Here is a 16,925-nt window from a genome sequence, read left to right on the forward strand (position 1 = left end):
GACCGGCCAGCCGCGCCGCTCGTCGGCGACCTCGCCGGTATACGCCGGCCAGGACGAGATCGCGTCCTTCTTCGAGCAGGTCATGGCCGAGGACTCCGCGCGAGCCCACAAGTGCCACGAATTCCTGGCCCGCCTGCGCGGCACGGACAACACCAGCCCGCAGAACGGTTGATCATCCGAGGGGGTGTCATCCCGTTGGGGGCATGGCTTCCTCGCCCGCGCGTAGGTGCGCGCGGACCGGGTATCCGTGGGCAACGGCCGCTGAGCACGGGATGGAGTCATGTCGACGTCGCCGCACCCGGAACGGGTATCGCCCGGGCGTCACGGCCCGCTGGCCGAAGCCATCGTCACCCTGGCCGAGACACCGGACCACGCCTCGGACATCGAGCAGCGCCTCGCCGCGATCGCTGCCCTGGCCGCCGACCGGGTCGCCGCGGCCGACTATGCGTCGATCACGACGCTGCGCGGGCGCGAATACACCACCGTCGCGGCCAGCAGTGACATCGCCCTGGCCGTCGACGAGGCCCAGCTCGCCGACGGTGCCGGCCCCTGTCTCCAGGCGCTGACGACCGGCGAACCGGTCGGGGTGCCCGACATCGCGGCCACGATGGACTGGCCCGGCTTCCACCAGGTGGCGCCCACTCTCGGCCTGCGGGCCTCGATCTCGATCCCGCTGTACAACGGGCGGGGCACGACGATCGCCGCGCTGAACCTCTACGGCCGCGACGACGCCGCCATGAGACCGTTGATCGCCGGAGTGGCGGAACTGTACGCCACCAGCCGTGGAATCGACCTGGATGCCGGCAGCCCACCGGAATCCGACCCCGGAGCCGAGGAGCTGCTCGCCGGATACGCCGGCGCGCTGGCCGTCCGGGCCACCATCCAGTTCGCCCTCGACATCCTGGCCGGCAGCCACGCCGACCGCACCGAAGACGCCTACACCGAACTGTGCGCACGAGCCGCCGAGAACGGAACGTCGCTGAGCGTCGCGGCGGCCGGCGTCCTGAAGCGGTTCCTGTGACCGGACGCGCCGCAGTTCCCGCCGGCATCCTCAGGCCTTGAGCACCTCGTAGAGGGCGGTCCAGCCGTCGGCGCCGTGACCCGCGGCGATCGCCCGGTCGTACTGCGACTTGACGGCCGCCGGCAGCGCGCGGTCGACGCCGGCCTTCTCGCTGGTCCGCAGAATGTGCTCGGCAGTGGCACCCATCATCAGGACGGTGCTGAGGTCACCCGGATGCTTCCCGGCCGAGAGCTCGGCGGCCAGCTCGGTGCCGCTGCCGATCATCGCCGGGATGTCGGTGAGCGTCCCCATCGCGTCCGGCAGGAAGTCGGCCGCCGGAATACCGGCCGCGGTCACCATGGCGGCGGATTGCAGCAGGGCGGACAGCGCCGTGAGGAAGACGTTCAGATGGGCCTGGTAGAACAGCTGGGCCAGTCCGGGATCCGCGCCGAGATACCGCGGATCGCCGATCAACCGCAGTGCCGGTTCGTGCGCGGCGAAAACCTCGCCGGGGCCGCTGTAGTAGACGTACGCCCCGGGCCCACCGACCGCCGGGGGCGGGACCATGACCCCACCAGTGACGAAGCGCGCCCTGTGGTCGGCCGCCCACGTCGCGGCCTCGCGGGAGGCGTCCGGCGTGTCGGAGCTGAGGTTGACGAGATCACGGCCGGTCAGGAAGTCCGGGTCCTCGCCCAGGATCTGGTACATCGCCGCGTAGTCGGTGAGGCTGAGGACGGTGAGCGGGCTCGCGGTCACCGCCTCCGCCGGGGTGGCCGCCCGGATGGCACCGGCTTCGACCAGGGCGTCGGCCCGTCCGGGCGTACGGTTCCACACGGTGACCGGGTGGCCGCCCCGCAGGAGGGCGCCGGCCATGGCCCGGCCCATCGGGCCGAGGCCGATCACGGTGACAGGTTCGTGGCTCATCGGGTACTCCCCCAGTTCGTCGGAGATCAAGCGGCGCACCGTCACCATGTTTTCTGCGGCACAGTCGAGCCGACAAGTACCCACTATGAAGTTCGGTACTTACCTCCAGGTAAGTGCTGGCAGCCGGCACGAGCGGGTGAACTCGCCTCCGTCGCGTGCTCGTCACCCGGATCGGGGACCGCACGAACGAGCCTCCCTACGTACGATGTGGACAGCGATCACAAGGCGAGCGGGGTGCCACAGTGCGCTTTACGGACTGGATCCAAGCGCTGTCGCTGCTGGTGGTCAGCATCGCCCTGGTGTTGAGCTCCTTGCAGGTACGCCACATGGCCCGGCAGTCCCGGACCGCATCATCGTCGCTGCGGCGCAGTTCGTACCACGCCCTGATGGCCGGTCAGGGTGAGCTGGCCGCCCTGTTCCTGCGGGATGATCCCGTACTGGCGCAGTGGCACATCAGATCCCGCGGCTTCAAGGTCCGGGACGCTGCGGAGGCCAAACGGGTTGCTTTTGTCCTGCTCCGGCTCAACATGCACGAAGGAACGCTGCTGGGCCACCGTGACGGCGTGGTCAGCCTCGAACACTGGACGGCCTGGGAGAACGTCATCAAGCTCGACCTGGCGGATCAGGTCTATCGTGACTGCTGGCCGGTGGCACGCACGCTCTACACCCGGACCTTCGTCGAGTACGTGGACAGGGTGATCGCCCGCCTGCCGGCGCCGGTGCCGGTGCCGGTGGGGAAAAATCCCGGAATCTCCGCTCCTCACTGAACCGTTTCAGGCCGCCTCATCGCTTCGCCAGCCGCGCTTGGGTGACCAATGCCCGCCGGGATGCCCGACGAACAGAGAGCAATCCAGATCCTCGCGGCTCTGCACCGCGGGATCCTGGCGGGCCGGGCACCAGGTGTACGGGTTGATCTCCGACGCGCTCAGCGTCCACTGAACCCACCACATCGTCTCTTCGACCTGCTGACCAAGGGCGGCGTGCGAGCCCCCGTGGCCTCGTTCGAGCTCACAGCCCAGCTCGGACTGCACGCTGGGCGCCGGCGCCGGGAGCTCACCGAAGAAGGCAAGCTGTGCCGCGTCGAGGGTGATGCGGGCGGGGCAGGTCACCAGATCTTCGCCGTCCATAGACATGCATCCATTCTTCCCCTTGCCGGGCTTTTCCACACCCGATACCTGAACCGGTTTGGTGATTCAGTTCAGGTCGTCGCTAGGGCCTGCTGGGCCACGGCCTTGACCTGGCGGTACGGCTCCAGCGAGGCCGCAGCCGCGTGGAGCTGCCGCAGCACTTCATCGTGCCCAGTCACACCACATTGTCCCCTCTGACATGATCGATGCGATGACGGGAAGCCTGTTCGCGGTCAGTGATCTGCACGTCTCGTACCCGAGGAACAGGAAGATCGCTGGCCGGCTGCGGCCGGAGTCGGCCGACGACTGGCTGATCGTGGCCGGTGACGTCGGCGAGGTCTTCGCCGATGTCGAGCAGACCCTGGCCGGGCTGCGCGAGCGGTTCGCCGCGGTGATCTGGGCGCCGGGCAACCACGAGCTGTGGACCCACCCGAACGATCCGGTGCAGCTGCGGGGCGTGGAACGCTACGACGCGCTCGTCCGGATGTGCCGGGACAACGGCGTGCTGACCCCGGAGGACGATTATCCGGTGTGGACCGGCCCGGCCGGCCCGGTCACCGTGGCGCCCCTGTTCGTGCTCTACGACTACTCGTTCCGGGTGCCGGGGGTCTTCGACAAAGAGGAGTCGCTGCGCCGGGCGTACGAGGCCGGCGTCGTCTGCACCGACGAGAAGATGCTGCATCCGGCGCCGTTCGCGGACCGGGAGTCGTGGTGCTGGGACCGGGTGGCGCGGACCCGGGAGCGGCTCGACGCGATCGACCCGGCGATGCCCACAGTGCTGGTCAGCCACTGGCCGCTGGTACGCGAGCCGACCGACGTCCTGCGCTATCCGGACTTCGCCCAGTGGTGCGGCACCGAGCTGACCGCGGACTGGCACCGGCGGTACCGCGCGGCCGTGGCCGTCTACGGCCATCTGCACATTCCCCGGACAACGCACTACGACGGCGTCCGCTTCGAAGAGGTGTCGCTCGGTTACCCACGGGAATGGGTGCCCCGCGGCACTCCCCCGCAACCGATGCGCCGGATCCTCGGCGGCGACGGGTCATAGGCACGCCCAGCTCGCTGCCTTCATCGCCGTCAAATCCACTTTGTACCGGGGTACTCATATGACGGTTTCCAGACCCATTTTGTGCACTTTTTTCGCGGTGATTTGTCTCATCTTGATCCGCCCACGCTGAAAGAGCAGATTGGCACGATCTCAGCACGTCGCGACAGCGGAGGAGACGAGCCATTGATCAGCTCTGACGAAGGGGCCCGGACCCTGCCGGAGATGTTCGCCGCGCGGGCCGAACGCGCCGGCGGCGACCCGGCGGTGGTCGCCGACGACGCCACGGTGTCCTTTCAGGAGCTGGACGAGCGGTCGAACCGGCTGGCGCGCGTCCTGCTCGCCCAGGGTGTCGGTCCCGAGGTCGCGGTCGGGCTGGTGCTGAACCGGTCGATCGAGTTCGTGGTCGCGGCGCTGGCGGTGGTCAAGGCCGGCGGCAGCTACGTCCCCGTGGACGCCGCCTACCCGGCCGCACGGGCGGCGTTCATGATGTCCGACGCCCGGGTGCGGTGCGTGGTGACCACGACCGCCACGCGCGCCGCGGCACCCGCGGGCGTCACGGAGGTGGTGCTGGACGACCCCAAGACCGCCGACGACATCGCCTCGAACGACGCCGGAGCCGTCCGGGACGCTCAGCGGCCCGCCCCGCTGCTGCCGGATCACGCGGCCTACGTGATCTACACGTCGGGCTCGACCGGCCGGCCCAAGGGCGTGGTGGTGACCCACCGCGGTGTGACGAACCTGGCCACGGCGCAGCGGACCGTACTCGGGCTGGGTCCGGGCAAGCGGCGCCTGCAGTTCGCCTCGGTCAGCTTCGACGCCTCGGTGTCCGAGCTGTGGTCGACCCTGCTGTCCGGCGCGACGCTGGTCGTCGCGGACGGCTCGCGGCTGGTGCCCGGCCGTGCGCTGGCCGAGCTGGTGGAGAGCCGTGGCATCACCCACGTGACGTTGCCGCCGTCCCTGCTGTCCGCGGTCGAGACCGGTGGTGGGCTGCCGGACGGCGTGACGCTGGTCGTCGCCGGGGAGGCCTGCCCGCCCGCGACGGTGGCCCGCTGGTCCCGGAACAGGGTGATGCTCAACGCCTACGGGCCGACCGAGACGACGGTCGCCGCCACGGTGAGCGATCCCCTCGGCGCGGAGGGGACGCCGCCGATCGGCCGGCCCATCGACAACGTCCGGGCCTATGTGCTCGACGACCTCCTGCGGGAAGCGGCGACCGGCGAGCTCTACCTGGCCGGCGCCGGCCTGGCCCGCGGCTACGCCGGCCGGTCCGCCCTGACGGCGCAACGGTTCGTGGCGGACCCGTTCGGCCCGCCCGGCGAGCGGATGTACCGGACCGGGGACGTGGTGCGCCGGCTCGCGGACGGTCAGCTGGAGTTCGTCGGCCGCGCCGACGCCCAGGTGAAGATCCGCGGCGTACGGGTCGAGCCCGGCGAGGTGGAGGCCGCGCTGATGGGCCTGGCCGGAGTCGGTCAGGCGGTGGTGCTGGTGCACGGCGCCGACGCGGATCGGCGGCTGACGGCGTACGTGGTCACCGAGGCCGGCCACCGCGACGTGGGCGTGCTGCGGCGACGTCTCGCGGCGGTGGTCCCGGACCACCTCGTGCCCTCGGTGTTCGTGCTGATGGACGCGCTGCCGGTGACCGGCAACGGCAAGGTGGACCGGCAGGCGCTGCCCGATCCCGACATCACCGCGAACGAGCGGGGCTACGCGGCGCCGGTGGGCGCGGTGGAACAGACGCTGGCCCGGCTGTGGGAGGAGATCCTCGGTGTGCCCCGGGTGGGCCGCGACGACGAGTTCTACGCCCTGGGCGGGCACTCGCTGATGGCGACGCAGCTGGTCAACCGCGTACGGTCGGTGCTCAAGGTCGAGCTGCCGGTCCGGGACCTCTTCGAGACCTCGAACCTGGCCGAGCTGGCCCGGCGGGTGTCGGTCCTCAAGGGCGGGACCCGCCCCGTGCTGCGCCGCCGGACCCGCCCGGCGGTGGTGCCCCTGTCCTATCCGCAGCAACGGCTGTGGCTCACCGCGCAGCTGCGCGCGAACGACACGGCGTACCACATCCCGGTCGTCGTCCGGCTGACCGGCGATCTCGACGTCGCCGCGCTGCACGCAGCCGTCACCGACGTGGTCCGGCGGCACGAGCCGCTCCGGACGGTGTTCCCGCTGCTGGACGGCGAGCCCCAGCAGCGGGTCGTGCCGATGGCCGACGTCGGTCCGCTGCTGGTCCGCGGCGAGGTCGAGGCCACCGAGCTGGGCCGGGCCGTGGACGGGCTGGTCCAGCGCCGCTTCGACCTGACCTCCGACCTCCCGTTCCGGGCGCACCTGCTCACCGTGGGACCCGGCGACCATGCCCTCGTGCTCCTGCTGCACCACATCGCGGCCGACGGCTCCTCCATGGAACCGCTGATGCGCGACTTCAGCGAGGCGTACGAGCAGCGCCGCGCGGGCCGGGCGCCGCAGTGGACCGAGCTGCCGGTGCAGTACGCGGACTTCGCCCTGTGGCAGCGCGACGCGGTGAAGGTGGCCCGCGACCAGGTGGCGTACTGGACCGACCTGCTGCGCGGCGTCCCCGACGAGTTGCCGCTGCCCACCGACCGCGTCCGGCCGGCCGTCGGCACGTACCGCGGCGGCTCGGTGCCGCTGAAGGTGCCGCCCGGCGTGCACGAGAGCCTCGTGGCCCTGGCCCGCCGCAACGGCGCGAGCGTCTTCATGGTGGTCCAGTCGGCGGTGGCGGCGTTGCTGTCCCGGCTGGGCGCGGGCGCCGACATCCCGCTCGGCTGGCCGGTCGCGGGACGGGTGGACGAGGCCCTCGACGATCTCGTCGGCTTCTTCGTCAACACCCTGGTCCTGCGGGCCGACCTGACCGGCGATCCGTCGTTCGAGGAGCTGCTGGCCCGGGTGCGGGAGCAGGACCTGGCCGCCTTCAGCAACCAGGACGTGCCGTTCGAGAGCGTGGTCGAGGTGCTCAACCCGGCCCGGGTGCCGGGCCGCCACCCGCTGTTCCAGGTCATGGTGGCGTTGCAGGTCGGCCGGACCGCGGTGCTCGACCTCGGTGGCGTCGACATGAAGCGCGTCGCGGTCGGTTCCGGGTCGGCGAAGTTCGACCTGAGCTTCCAGTTCGTGGAGTTCTCCGACGCCGGTGGACGGCCGGCCGGGATGGGCGGTGAGCTGACCTTCGCCACCGACCTGTTCGACCGGGACACCGCCAAGCGCATGATCGAGATGCTCGGCCGGCTGCTGGCCGCGGCCGTGGCGGACCCCGGCAAGCCGATCGGCCGGCTGCCGCTGCTGAGCGCGGACGAGCGCCAGGTGGCCGCCCAGGCGAGCGCCGGGGACCTCCGGGAGCGGACCGGGCCGTGGCCGCACCAGCTCATCGAGGGGCACGCCCGGGCGACGCCGGCCGCGCCCGCCGTACGGTTCGAGGGGCGGACCCTGCCGTACGAGGAACTCAACCGCCGGGCGAACCAGCTGGCCCACCGCCTGATCCGGCACGGCGCCGGACCCGACGTGCTGGTCGGCGTCAGCATGGAACGCGGTTTCGACCTGGTGGTCGCCGTCCTGGCCGTGTGGAAGACGGGCGGCGCGTTCGTCCCGCTCGACCCCGACCTGCCGGCCGCCCGCCGGGCGCTGATGATCGCGGACCTGGGCACCACCGTGGTGCTCACCCATGGGCCGGTCCGATCCCGGCTCCCGGAGGACCCGGGGCTGCTGCTGTGCCTCGACGAGCAGGCCACCGCCCTGGCGGCGGAACCGGAGCACGACCCCGAGGTCGCGATGACCGCCGAGGATGCCGCGTACGTCCTCTACACCTCCGGCACCACCGGGACGCCGAAGGGCGTGGTGAACGTCCGGGGCGCGATCGGCAACCGGTTCGCCTGGATGACCGAGAAGTTCGCGCCGGCGCCCGGTGACCGCGTGCTGCAGAAGTCCCCGGTCACCTTCGACACCTCGGTCTGGGAGCTGCTCTGGCCGCTGACCTGCGGGGCGACCGTCGTGATGGCCCGGCCCGACGGGCACCGCGACAGCGGCTACCTGGTCGGGGTCATCCGCGACGAGGAGGTCTGCCTGGCCGACTTCGTGCCGTCGATGCTGGAGATGTTCCTGGCCGAGCCCGGCGCCGCGCGGTGCACCAGCCTGCGCCACGTCATCGCCGGCGGGGAGGCGCTGCCGCTGGGCCTGCGCAGCCGCTTCTTCGAGGCGCTGCCCGGCACCCGGCTCCACAACCTGTACGGGCCGACCGAAACGGCGATCGGCGTGACCAGCTGGGACTGCCGGCCGGACGACGACGGCCGCACGGTTCCCATCGGCCGCCCGATCCCCAACGCCCGGGTCTACGTGCTCGGTGCGGACGCCGAGCATCTGCCGGCCGGCGTACCCGGTGAGATCTGCATCGCGGGACGTCCGCTGGCCCGTGGCTACCTCAACCGGCCCGGTCTGACCGCGGAGCGGTTCGTGGCCGACCCGTTCGTGCCCGGTGACCGGATGTACCGCACCGGCGACCGGGGGCTGCGCCGCGCCGACGGCGCGATCGAGTTCCTCGGCCGGCAGGACGACCAGGTCAAGATCCGCGGCGTGCGGGTCGAGCTGGGCGAGGTCGAGGCCGCGGCGGCGGCACTTCCCGGGGTACGCCGGGCAGCGGTCACCGTACGCGGAACCGGCGTGGACTCCCGGCTGATCGCCTACGTGGTGGCCGACCCCGCGACGGACGTGGCGGTGCTGCGCCGGGAGATGGCTGCCGCCGTACCCGACCATCTCGTGCCGTCGGTGTTCGTGGTGCTGGACGCCCTGCCGCTGACCGTGAACGGCAAGGTGGACCGGCTCGCCCTGCCGGACCCGGGTGACGCGGCCGAGCGGGCGTACGTGGAGCCGGTCGGCGCCGTGGAGCAGTCCCTGGCCGGGTTGTGGGCGCAGATCCTCGGCGTGCCCCGCGCGGGCCGGGACGACAACTTCTTCGTCCTGGGCGGGCACTCGCTGCTGGCGATGCAGCTGGTCAACCAGGTCCGGTCGGCGCTGCGCGTGGATCTCCCGTTCCGCGCCGTCTTCGAGAGCGCGACGCTGGCCGACCTGGCCGGCCTGATCGAGGGCCTGCCCACGCTCCCGGCGCCCAGCGGCTCGGCCGAGGCCGAGCGGCGGATGTGCCGGCTGGTCGCCGACGCGCTGGAGGTCGGCCAGGTGGCCGCCGAGGACAACATCTTCGACCTCGGTGGCGGCCGGGAGACCGTCGAGCGGCTGAGCCGGGCCATCGAGGAGGAGTTCGGCGTACCCGTCAATCCGCTGGTGATCGCCGCCGTGCCGACCGCGCGGAACCTGGCCGGCTGGGTCGCGGCCGGGCCGGACGACTCGGCGCTGGACGTGCTGGTGCCGCTGCGGCCGCACACCGGGACCACCTCGCTGTTCTGCGTGCACCCGCTGGGCGGCCTCAGCTGGCTCTACTACCCGCTGGTCAACGCCGTGCCGGAGCAGGTCGGCGTGTACGGCGTCCAGGCGCGCGGCCTGCGCCCCGGCGACGAGATGCCGGCCAGCCTGACCGCGATGGCCGCCGACTACGTCCGGGAGATCCGGGCCGTCCAGCCGGAGGGCCCCTACCACCTGCTGGGCCTGTGCGCCGGCGGGGAGATCGTCCACGAGATGGCCGTCCAGCTGCAACGGGACGGGCAGCGGGTCCAGCTGCTGGCGATGCTCGACTCCCGGCCCACCCCGCACCGCCGGGCGACCCAGGTGGCCCGGCTGAACGCGGTCGCGCGGCACTTCGATCTGGACGTGCCCGCCGACCAGCGGCACCTGCTGACCGGCGACGCCCTCTACGACCAGCTGCGGCAGCGCCAGGGCCCGTACTCGTTCCTGATGCGGCAGAAGGGACGGGCGATCGTCGACTTCTACGAAAACATGATCAAGCTCGTGGACAACCACGAGTTCGGCCTGTTCGACGGTGACGTCCTGTTCGTCGAGGCGGCCGCGGCCCGTACCCCTGAGCAGTACTTCTCCCCGATGTGGCAGCGGTACGTCACCGGCCACATCGACGTCCTCGTCCTGAAATACCTGCACCGGCAGCTGGCCCGGGCGGAGGTGCTGGAAATGATCGGCGCCCGGGTGGCCGAGCACATCGACCGCTCCCCCAGCGCGCCGACGACCACCGGAAGGCCGGCCGAATGAGCAACCCGTTCGAACGTGACGACACCCCGTACCTGGTGCTGGTCAACCACGAGAACCAGCATTCGCTGTGGCCGGAGCCGATCGACGTGCCGCAGGGCTGGCGGACCGTGTCCGGCCCGGACACCCGCGACGCCTGCCTGAGCTACATCGAACGTGTGTGGACCGACATCCGTCCCGCCGGCCTGGCCGGGACGGTGTGATGCCGGCCGCCCGCTCCGGCCTCCTCTTCCTCTGGGGAACGCCGCGGTCCCGATCGACCGCGTTCCTGCGGATGATGCTCGAACGCGGGGACCACGAGGTCTACCACGAACCGTTCTCCAGCATCGTCGTGCAGGGCCACGCGACGGTCGGCGACGCCACCGCCACCAGCCACGCCGAACTCCTGAAGCTGCTCGACGAACGGGCCCGTGACCGGCGGGTCTTCGTCAAGGAGACGACCGAGTACGACTACCTCGGCAACGGCGGCGAGGACATCCCGGCGACCGGAGTGCACACCTTCATCATCCGGGACCCGCGCTCGGTGATCCCCTCGCACTACGCGATGAACCCGGACATGGTGTGCGCCGAGGTGGGCTACGGCCACCAGGCCGACCTGGCCCGGCGGGTCCGGGAGGCGTCCGGGGCCACACCGTACGTCGTCGAGGCCGAGACGCTGATCGCGGCGCCGGCCGAGGTCATCCGGGGCTACTGCGAGCACGCCGGGATACCGTTCCTGGCCTCGGCGCTGTCCTGGCAGCCGGGCGACCACCGGGTGTGGAGCCGGACCCGGCCGTGGCACCGCGACGTCGCGAACAGCTCCGGCTTCACCGAACCGCAGCGGACGTACGCGGACACGGTGGAGAACAATCCGAAGCTGGCCGAGTGCTACCGGTGTCACGTGCCGCACTACGAATTCCTGCGCGCGTGGGCGGCCCGTTAACCTCGGCTCATCCCGTACGGAAGGTTGTGCTCTTTGCAAGACGTCTCGCTGCGCCGCATCGCCCGGCTGTTCAAGGCGCACCGCCTGCGTCTCGCCGTGGTGACCGGGCTCATCATGGCGTCCTCCGTGCTGGGCATGGCCTCCCCCTTCCTGCTGCGCGAGGTCATCGACCGCGCGCTGCCGCGGCAGGACGTCACGCTGCTCGCCTGGCTGGTCACCGGCATGGTGGCGGTCGCCGCGGTGACCGCCGCACTCGGCGTGGTCCAGACGTGGATGTCGGCCACCGTCGGCCAGCGGGTCGTGCACCAGCTGCGGATCGACGTCTTCACCCACCTGCAGCGGCAGTCCGTCGCGTTCTTCACCCGCACCCGCACCGGCGAGATCCAGTCGCGCATCACCAACGACGTCGGCGGCGTGCAGTCGGTGGTCACCTCGACCGCCGCGTCGATCACCTCGAACCTGACCACCGCCGTGGCCAGCGCGATCGCCATGGTCGCGCTGTCCTGGCAGCTCTCCCTGGTCTCGCTGATCGTGCTGCCACCGGCGCTGCACCTGAGCCGCCGGGTCGCCAAGATGCGCAAGGAGATCACCGCCCTGCGCCAGACCGAGCTGGCCGACCTCAACGTGACCATCGAGGAGGGCCTGTCGATCAGCGGAGCGCAACTGAGCAAGACCATGGGCGCGGGCGCCGCGCTCGTCGAGCGGTTCCGCCTGTCCTCGACCCGCCTCATCGACCTGCAGATGCGCTCGCAGCTGGCCGGCCGCTGGCGGATGGCGACGATGAGCGTCATCTTCGCCGCCATCCCGGCGATCATCTACCTCAGCGCCGGACTGCCGCCGACCGCCGGCACGCTGAGCATCGGCACCCTGGTCGCCTTCACCACGCTGCAGGCCGGGCTGTTCCGGCCGCTGATGGGCCTGCTGAACGTCGGGGTCTCGCTGAGCACCTCGAAGGTGCTGTTCGGGCGCATCTTCGAATACCTGGACCTGCCGGTCGAGGTCGACGACCCGGCCCAGCCGGTCGAGCTGCCCGATCCGGTCCGCGGGCACCTGCGGTTCGAGAACGTGACCTTCCGGTACCCCGGCAGCAGGACGGCTGCGATCGACAACATCTGCCTGGACGTGCCGGCCGGTACCTCCCTGGCGCTGGTCGGCGAGACCGGCTCGGGCAAGACCACCATCGGGGCGTTGATCGTGCGGTTCCACGACCCGGCCGCCGGCCGGATCACCATCGACGGGATCGACCTGCGGGACCTGCGCCTGGCCGATCTGGCCGGCGTCGTGGGGATGGTCAGCCAGGAGACGTATCTGCTGCACACCACCGTGCGGGAGAATCTGCGGTACGCCCGGCCGGACGCCACCGACGCCCAGATCGAACAGGCTGCCCGGGCTGCGCAGATCCACGACGTGATCGCCGGGCTGCCTGATGGTTATGACACTGTCGTCGGCTCGCGCGGGCACCGGTTCTCCGGGGGTGAGAAACAGCGCATCGCCATCGCGCGGACGCTGCTACGCGATCCCCGGATCCTGGTCCTGGACGAGGCCACCAGCGCCCTGGACACCTCCACCGAGCGGGCCGTGCAGCGAGCCTTCGACGAGCTGGCCCGTGGACGGACCACGGTGACGATCGCACACCGGCTGTCGACCGTGCGCGACGCCGACCAGATCGTGGTGGTCGACCGCGGCCGCATTCTCGAGCAGGGCACGCACGACACTCTGATCTCCGTCGGCGGCCGGTACGCAGCGCTCACCGCGTGAGGTAGCTGCCGCCTTGCCGGGCGTCTGTAGCGTGTCGGCGTGAACAGCGCCCGCGTCTGGTGGCCGATCGCCCTCGCCCTGGCAGCGGCCGTCGCATTGCTGTACGGAGTCGTGCTGCCGGGCGGCTACCTGACCTGGTTGCGGGTGGCCATGGTGCTGTGGGCGGTGGCCGCTGTTGGCTGGTCGGTGTCGCTGACCGGCCGGTCCTGGCCGGTCCGCCTGGTCCTGCCGGTGGTGTCCGTGGTGACGATGGTGGCGGCATGCTCGGGCGTGACCGGCCGGGTGCTGTTCCCCCTGCACCGTTCGGGATTGGAGCAGCTCGCGACCTCGCCGCTCGGCGCGAGCCATGGCCTGTACCGCTTCTCGGCCGTCTGGAGCCACGATGGTTGCACCACGTACGTGACCGATGACAGCGGCATGTCGTACTTCTCCGGTCTGGTCCGGTGCACGTCCGGCGGGCAGCCGTCGCCCCGCATGGGAGACACCGCGGGCGACGCCGTGTTCGAGCCGCTCGGCAACGACTGGTACGCCTTCATCGTCCCGCGTTCCGGCTCCCAACCCTGGGGTTTCAACCCTTTCACGGTCAGAGCCACCGCCCAGGTCTGACGGCCATCAGTGCTCCGGGGGTCAGCCGAGAGCGTTGAAGGTTGCCTCCGGACGGTTCTGCCGGGCCGACAGGTCCCAGGCGGTGCCGGCGATCGTGTCGGGGTCCAGGGTGGGCAGGCTCGCGGCTGCCGCCGGGCCGACCGCGGCAACGGCATGCCGGTGGATGTCGCCGCGTTCGACGAGCCCGCCGATGACCAGGGCCCCGGCGTAGACGCCGGTGTCGGCCAGGGCGGCGTTCACCGTCAGGGCGTACGTGCGCAGCGCAGCGCCGGGTCCGAAGTACGTGGCGCCGATCGGGCCGAGCTCATCGATCGTGGTGGTCACGGCCGCGTGTAGCTGGTCGGGCTGGGTGATGTCGGCGGCGACGGCGATGGCGGTGATGCCGTCGTTGCGCAGCGAGGCCAGATAGATGTCGTGCCGGTCCGTGCGGCGCGACAGCAGGGCGATCGGATACCCCTCCCGGCCGAAACGGCGGGCGACGGCGAGACCGAGCCCCGGTCCCACTCCGCACGAAAGAAGGCACTTGTATGTCTGGTACGAACACCGGTGTTCCTTCCCTGGTCGATGCGCCCCTGGCCGAGCGGGTGCCGGTCTCGGAATACGCGGCGTGCCCGGTCACCGGGCTCCTGCACCGGCTCGGCGACAAATGGTCGCTGGTGACCCTGGTGCTGCTCGGCGGGCGACCGCACCGGTTCAACGAGCTGCATCAGCGCATCGAGGGCGTCAGCCAGCGGATGCTGACCCGAACGCTGCGGGCCCTGGAATCCGACGGGCTCGTGCGCCGCACGGTCCACCCGACCGTGCCGCCCTCCGTCGAGTACGCCCTGACCTCACCCGGACAGGCGCTGCTCGGCCCGCTCTCCCAGGTCGCGGACTGGGCCGTCGAGCATCGAACCGACGCGAGGCCGACGCTCTGACACGCTCACCATCAGCTGGTCCCGAGCGACTCGACGGCGTTCGGCCAGCGGGGCTGTACCACCACCAGCCCCATGAGCACGTGCATGGGAAGCACTGCCAGTGAGGCGGCCAGGTTGCCGGCGGACAGCAAGAGCGACAGCAGCAACGCCGGCATTACGAACACTGCAAGGGCGGCCAACCGGAACCAGTACCACCGCAGACCCGCGCAGGACCGCAGAAGTGCCAGTGCGCCTGCGGCCAACAGGAGCGCAGCGCCATGCAACGGCGCTGCCCAGCACACAGCGATGAACGCATGAACACCGGCGACGAGGACCTTCGACGCGAGGTCGAGGTCAGGGCTGACCTCAGGTGCGTTGAGAGCCGCAAGCGTGGCGAGGTCGAGCACGAAGTAGAGCGACAGGTGCACAAGGAGCCAGACGCGGGACGAGTCCGCGATCGTGCGCAGTGGCGAGCACCGGGAAACCCCGACCAGGGATGCCATGCTCCCAACCTACGGGCCCGGCGCCATACCTCGGTGCCCGTGAAAGCGTTCCGTCAGCGACGCGAAAGCGTCGGCCGATACCGTCGCTTCGGCGTATGGGGAGATTGCGAGGGGACTGTCACCGCACTCGCCGTGGCGAGCTTCGCTTTGGTGGGGCCGGCCGCTCCGGCATCGGCAGCCGCTGCGACGTTCGGTGGGACTCGGCGGTTCGACCGGGCGAGTCCGGATGTCAGGACGGCTCTGGCTCGGCGCCGGTATCGTCGCGGAAAGCCAGCCCGGCTTCGTCCAGCGCCGTTCGCAGCCGGCCCAGGGCGTACGGCCCGACTCCGTGCCATGCCCGCACCTCGCCCTCACTGAGCCCCGCGACCTGCTCGAGCCGAACCACGCCGTGCGCGGTCAGCGCACGTGTCGCGGCAGCGCCGATGTGGGGCAGCGGAAGGCCCGGCTCCGGTACCGACCGGCTCCGCGCCTGCCGGGGATGACCCTCGTGGTCCAGGACAGCGGCACCGCGCGCCGAGAGCCGGTAACCGATGTCGAGCGATTCGGTCAGGCCGCGCTCCTTGAGCTTGCGCACGTTCTGTTTGAAGGAAGGGGTGTCCCACCCCATCCGTTGTGCGAGGTCGGGCGCCCGGGTGGCCGGCAGTTCGTCGATCAGCAGCAGCGTCGCCCGGGTCCACGGTCCGGTCGGCGAGGCCCGGTCGAGCCGGTCGAGCCACGCGATGATCGCGTCGATCTCCGCAGCGTCGGGTACCGCCTCCCGCAGCGCGTGCCGCGGGTCGACGCCCGCGTACCGCAGCCCGATCCGATACACCGGCCGGTCTTGATGGAGGCGGTCCAACCCCTGACGGAGCGCGGCCAGCGACGCCGCGCCGGCTCGGCGGGCGTCCGCGGCGGTCAGCGACTTCACCGGTACGCGGTCGACGGAGGTGATCTCGACCAGTCCGACCGCGGTACGCATCCGGGTGCCGACCCTGAGGCGGGGCCGTTCCCACCGGCGGAACGCCAGGTCGACATCGCCGGCCCGGATGGCCGCCAGTTCCGCGGGACGCATCAGCACGCACCCAGTTCAACACACTCCACGAGCCATCCGACAGTCCTGGGCATTCCCCGTGTGCAGACCGCGTTTGTTCAGGAGGGATCGGTAGGCTGCCATCGTGGTCACCTCAGTGCCGGCTGTCCTGGAGTTCGGCCGGCAGCTCGAAGCACTGGGATGGGTCAAAGACCTGCTTGTCGCGGGATCACTGGCCACCGGCGACTACATCCCCGGGGTCAGCGACCTCGATCTGGTCGCTTTTGTCGACGGCCCAGTCGATGGGCGCCGCCAAGCGACGCTCGTGGCTCTGCATCGTCACCTCGACGCCGGTGCGGCCGCAGGTGCGGACCTCGGCTGTGTCTATGTCGACGCTGCACAGGCCATCAACGTCAGCATCCGGCATCCGACCTGGACCCACGGATTGCTCGTGCAACGCATCCTGTCCGGAATCACCAGGGCAGAGTTGGTGCGCCATGGGTATCCCGTCTACGGACGTTCGCCATACGAGGTCCTACCCGCGATGACCGACGATGACGTCCGCGAGGCCGCCCGTGCGGAGCTGACCGGCTACTGGGCTTGGGCAGCACGACGTCCGTGGATGTGGCTGAACCCGGTCATCGCCGATCTGGGCCTCACCTCGATGGCGCGTGGCCGTTACGCCCTCCGCACCGGTGAGCTCCTCACCAAGAGCCAGGCGGTCGAGCAGGTGCACGCCCCGGCGTGGCTGATCGACCAACTCCGAGCACGGCGGCACGGAGACCATGTCCTTTCGCCCCGTCTACGGACAGCTCTCATCGCCTGGCGTGACGCCCGCCGTACGACCAGCCGAGTCGGCACTCCGGACCTGTAGTGCTCAGTGCTCAGCGCTTGCCGAAGACGGGCACACTGCCGTCGGCAGCGTTCCGTTCATGAAGCGACGCGAAGTTCCCCGATCCCGCCCTCGCCGTCGTGGATCTGCGCT

15 protein-coding genes are annotated in these 16,925 nt (G+C 71.0%); 10 read left to right on the plus strand and 5 right to left on the minus strand.

Annotated features, from left to right (window positions below; genetic code table 11):
- Positions 1-280: 280 nt before the first annotated feature.
- Positions 281-1,021 (plus strand): GAF domain-containing protein, encoded by a 741-nt coding sequence (locus tag Aau02nite_RS10350; RefSeq protein WP_212988124.1) that lies wholly within the window; start codon positions 281-283, stop codon positions 1,019-1,021.
- Positions 1,022-1,051: 30 nt separating this feature from the next.
- Here Aau02nite_RS10350 and Aau02nite_RS10355 read toward each other — a convergent pair whose 3' ends face one another.
- Positions 1,052-1,924, minus strand: coding sequence for an NAD(P)-dependent oxidoreductase (locus tag Aau02nite_RS10355; RefSeq protein WP_212988125.1), 873 nt, complete (start codon positions 1,922-1,924; stop codon positions 1,052-1,054).
- A 242-nt stretch (positions 1,925-2,166) separates the two neighbouring features.
- Between Aau02nite_RS10355 and Aau02nite_RS10360 the strand changes: the two genes are divergently transcribed.
- Positions 2,167-2,691 carry a hypothetical protein gene (locus Aau02nite_RS10360; RefSeq protein ID WP_212988126.1) on the plus strand — a complete coding sequence of 175 codons (525 nt, stop codon included), beginning with the start codon at positions 2,167-2,169 and terminating at the stop codon, positions 2,689-2,691.
- Between the two features lie 6 nt (positions 2,692-2,697).
- On the opposite strand, the gene Aau02nite_RS10365 is transcribed toward Aau02nite_RS10360, so the two are convergent.
- Positions 2,698-3,051, minus strand: coding sequence for a hypothetical protein (locus Aau02nite_RS10365; RefSeq protein WP_212988127.1), 354 nt, complete (start codon positions 3,049-3,051; stop codon positions 2,698-2,700).
- 211 nt (positions 3,052-3,262) lie between these two features.
- Between Aau02nite_RS10365 and Aau02nite_RS10370 the strand changes: the two genes are divergently transcribed.
- From Aau02nite_RS10370 to Aau02nite_RS10395, 6 genes are all read left to right on the plus strand, one after another.
- A complete protein-coding gene (locus Aau02nite_RS10370) occupies positions 3,263-4,099 on the plus strand; it encodes a metallophosphoesterase family protein (RefSeq protein ID WP_212988128.1) in 837 nt (278 codons plus the stop codon).
- Positions 4,100-4,282: 183 nt separating this feature from the next.
- The gene (locus Aau02nite_RS10375; protein WP_212988129.1) at positions 4,283-10,249 is read left to right on the plus strand and encodes a non-ribosomal peptide synthetase; all 5,967 of its coding nucleotides are present in this window, start codon (positions 4,283-4,285) and stop codon (positions 10,247-10,249) included.
- A complete protein-coding gene (locus Aau02nite_RS10380; protein WP_212988130.1) occupies positions 10,246-10,449 on the plus strand; it encodes an MbtH family protein in 204 nt (67 codons plus the stop codon). The genes Aau02nite_RS10375 and Aau02nite_RS10380 overlap by 4 nt, the downstream gene beginning before the upstream one ends.
- On the plus strand, positions 10,449-11,168 hold the full coding sequence (locus Aau02nite_RS10385) for a sulfotransferase-like domain-containing protein (RefSeq protein WP_212988131.1): 720 nt from the start codon (positions 10,449-10,451) through the stop codon (positions 11,166-11,168). The genes Aau02nite_RS10380 and Aau02nite_RS10385 overlap by 1 nt, the downstream gene beginning before the upstream one ends.
- A gap of 33 nt (positions 11,169-11,201) precedes the next feature.
- Positions 11,202-12,926, plus strand: a complete 1,725-nt coding sequence (locus tag Aau02nite_RS10390; protein ID WP_246595034.1) for an ABC transporter ATP-binding protein — start codon at positions 11,202-11,204, stop codon at positions 12,924-12,926.
- A gap of 39 nt (positions 12,927-12,965) precedes the next feature.
- Entirely contained in the window at positions 12,966-13,532 is a 567-nt protein-coding gene (locus Aau02nite_RS10395) for a hypothetical protein (protein WP_212988132.1), read from the plus strand.
- Between the two features lie 21 nt (positions 13,533-13,553).
- Here Aau02nite_RS10395 and Aau02nite_RS10400 read toward each other — a convergent pair whose 3' ends face one another.
- On the minus strand, positions 13,554-14,036 hold the full coding sequence (locus tag Aau02nite_RS10400; protein WP_212988133.1) for an SDR family NAD(P)-dependent oxidoreductase: 483 nt from the start codon (positions 14,034-14,036) through the stop codon (positions 13,554-13,556).
- 23 nt (positions 14,037-14,059) lie between these two features.
- Between Aau02nite_RS10400 and Aau02nite_RS10405 the strand changes: the two genes are divergently transcribed.
- On the plus strand, positions 14,060-14,449 hold the full coding sequence (locus Aau02nite_RS10405; protein ID WP_212988134.1) for a winged helix-turn-helix transcriptional regulator: 390 nt from the start codon (positions 14,060-14,062) through the stop codon (positions 14,447-14,449).
- A gap of 11 nt (positions 14,450-14,460) precedes the next feature.
- Here Aau02nite_RS10405 and Aau02nite_RS10410 read toward each other — a convergent pair whose 3' ends face one another.
- Positions 14,461-14,931 carry a hypothetical protein gene (locus Aau02nite_RS10410; protein WP_212988135.1) on the minus strand — a complete coding sequence of 157 codons (471 nt, stop codon included), beginning with the start codon at positions 14,929-14,931 and terminating at the stop codon, positions 14,461-14,463.
- A 229-nt stretch (positions 14,932-15,160) separates the two neighbouring features.
- Positions 15,161-15,982 carry a hypothetical protein gene (locus Aau02nite_RS10415; RefSeq protein WP_246595056.1) on the minus strand — a complete coding sequence of 274 codons (822 nt, stop codon included), beginning with the start codon at positions 15,980-15,982 and terminating at the stop codon, positions 15,161-15,163.
- Positions 15,983-16,085: 103 nt separating this feature from the next.
- On the opposite strand from Aau02nite_RS10415, the gene Aau02nite_RS10420 reads away from it, so the two are divergent.
- Positions 16,086-16,814, plus strand: a complete 729-nt coding sequence (locus Aau02nite_RS10420) for a nucleotidyltransferase domain-containing protein (protein WP_246595035.1) — start codon at positions 16,086-16,088, stop codon at positions 16,812-16,814.
- The last annotated feature ends 111 nt before the right edge of the window (positions 16,815-16,925 follow it).

This window comes from Actinoplanes auranticolor (assembly GCF_018332655.1).
GTDB lineage: Bacteria > Actinomycetota > Actinomycetes > Mycobacteriales > Micromonosporaceae > Actinoplanes > Actinoplanes auranticolor.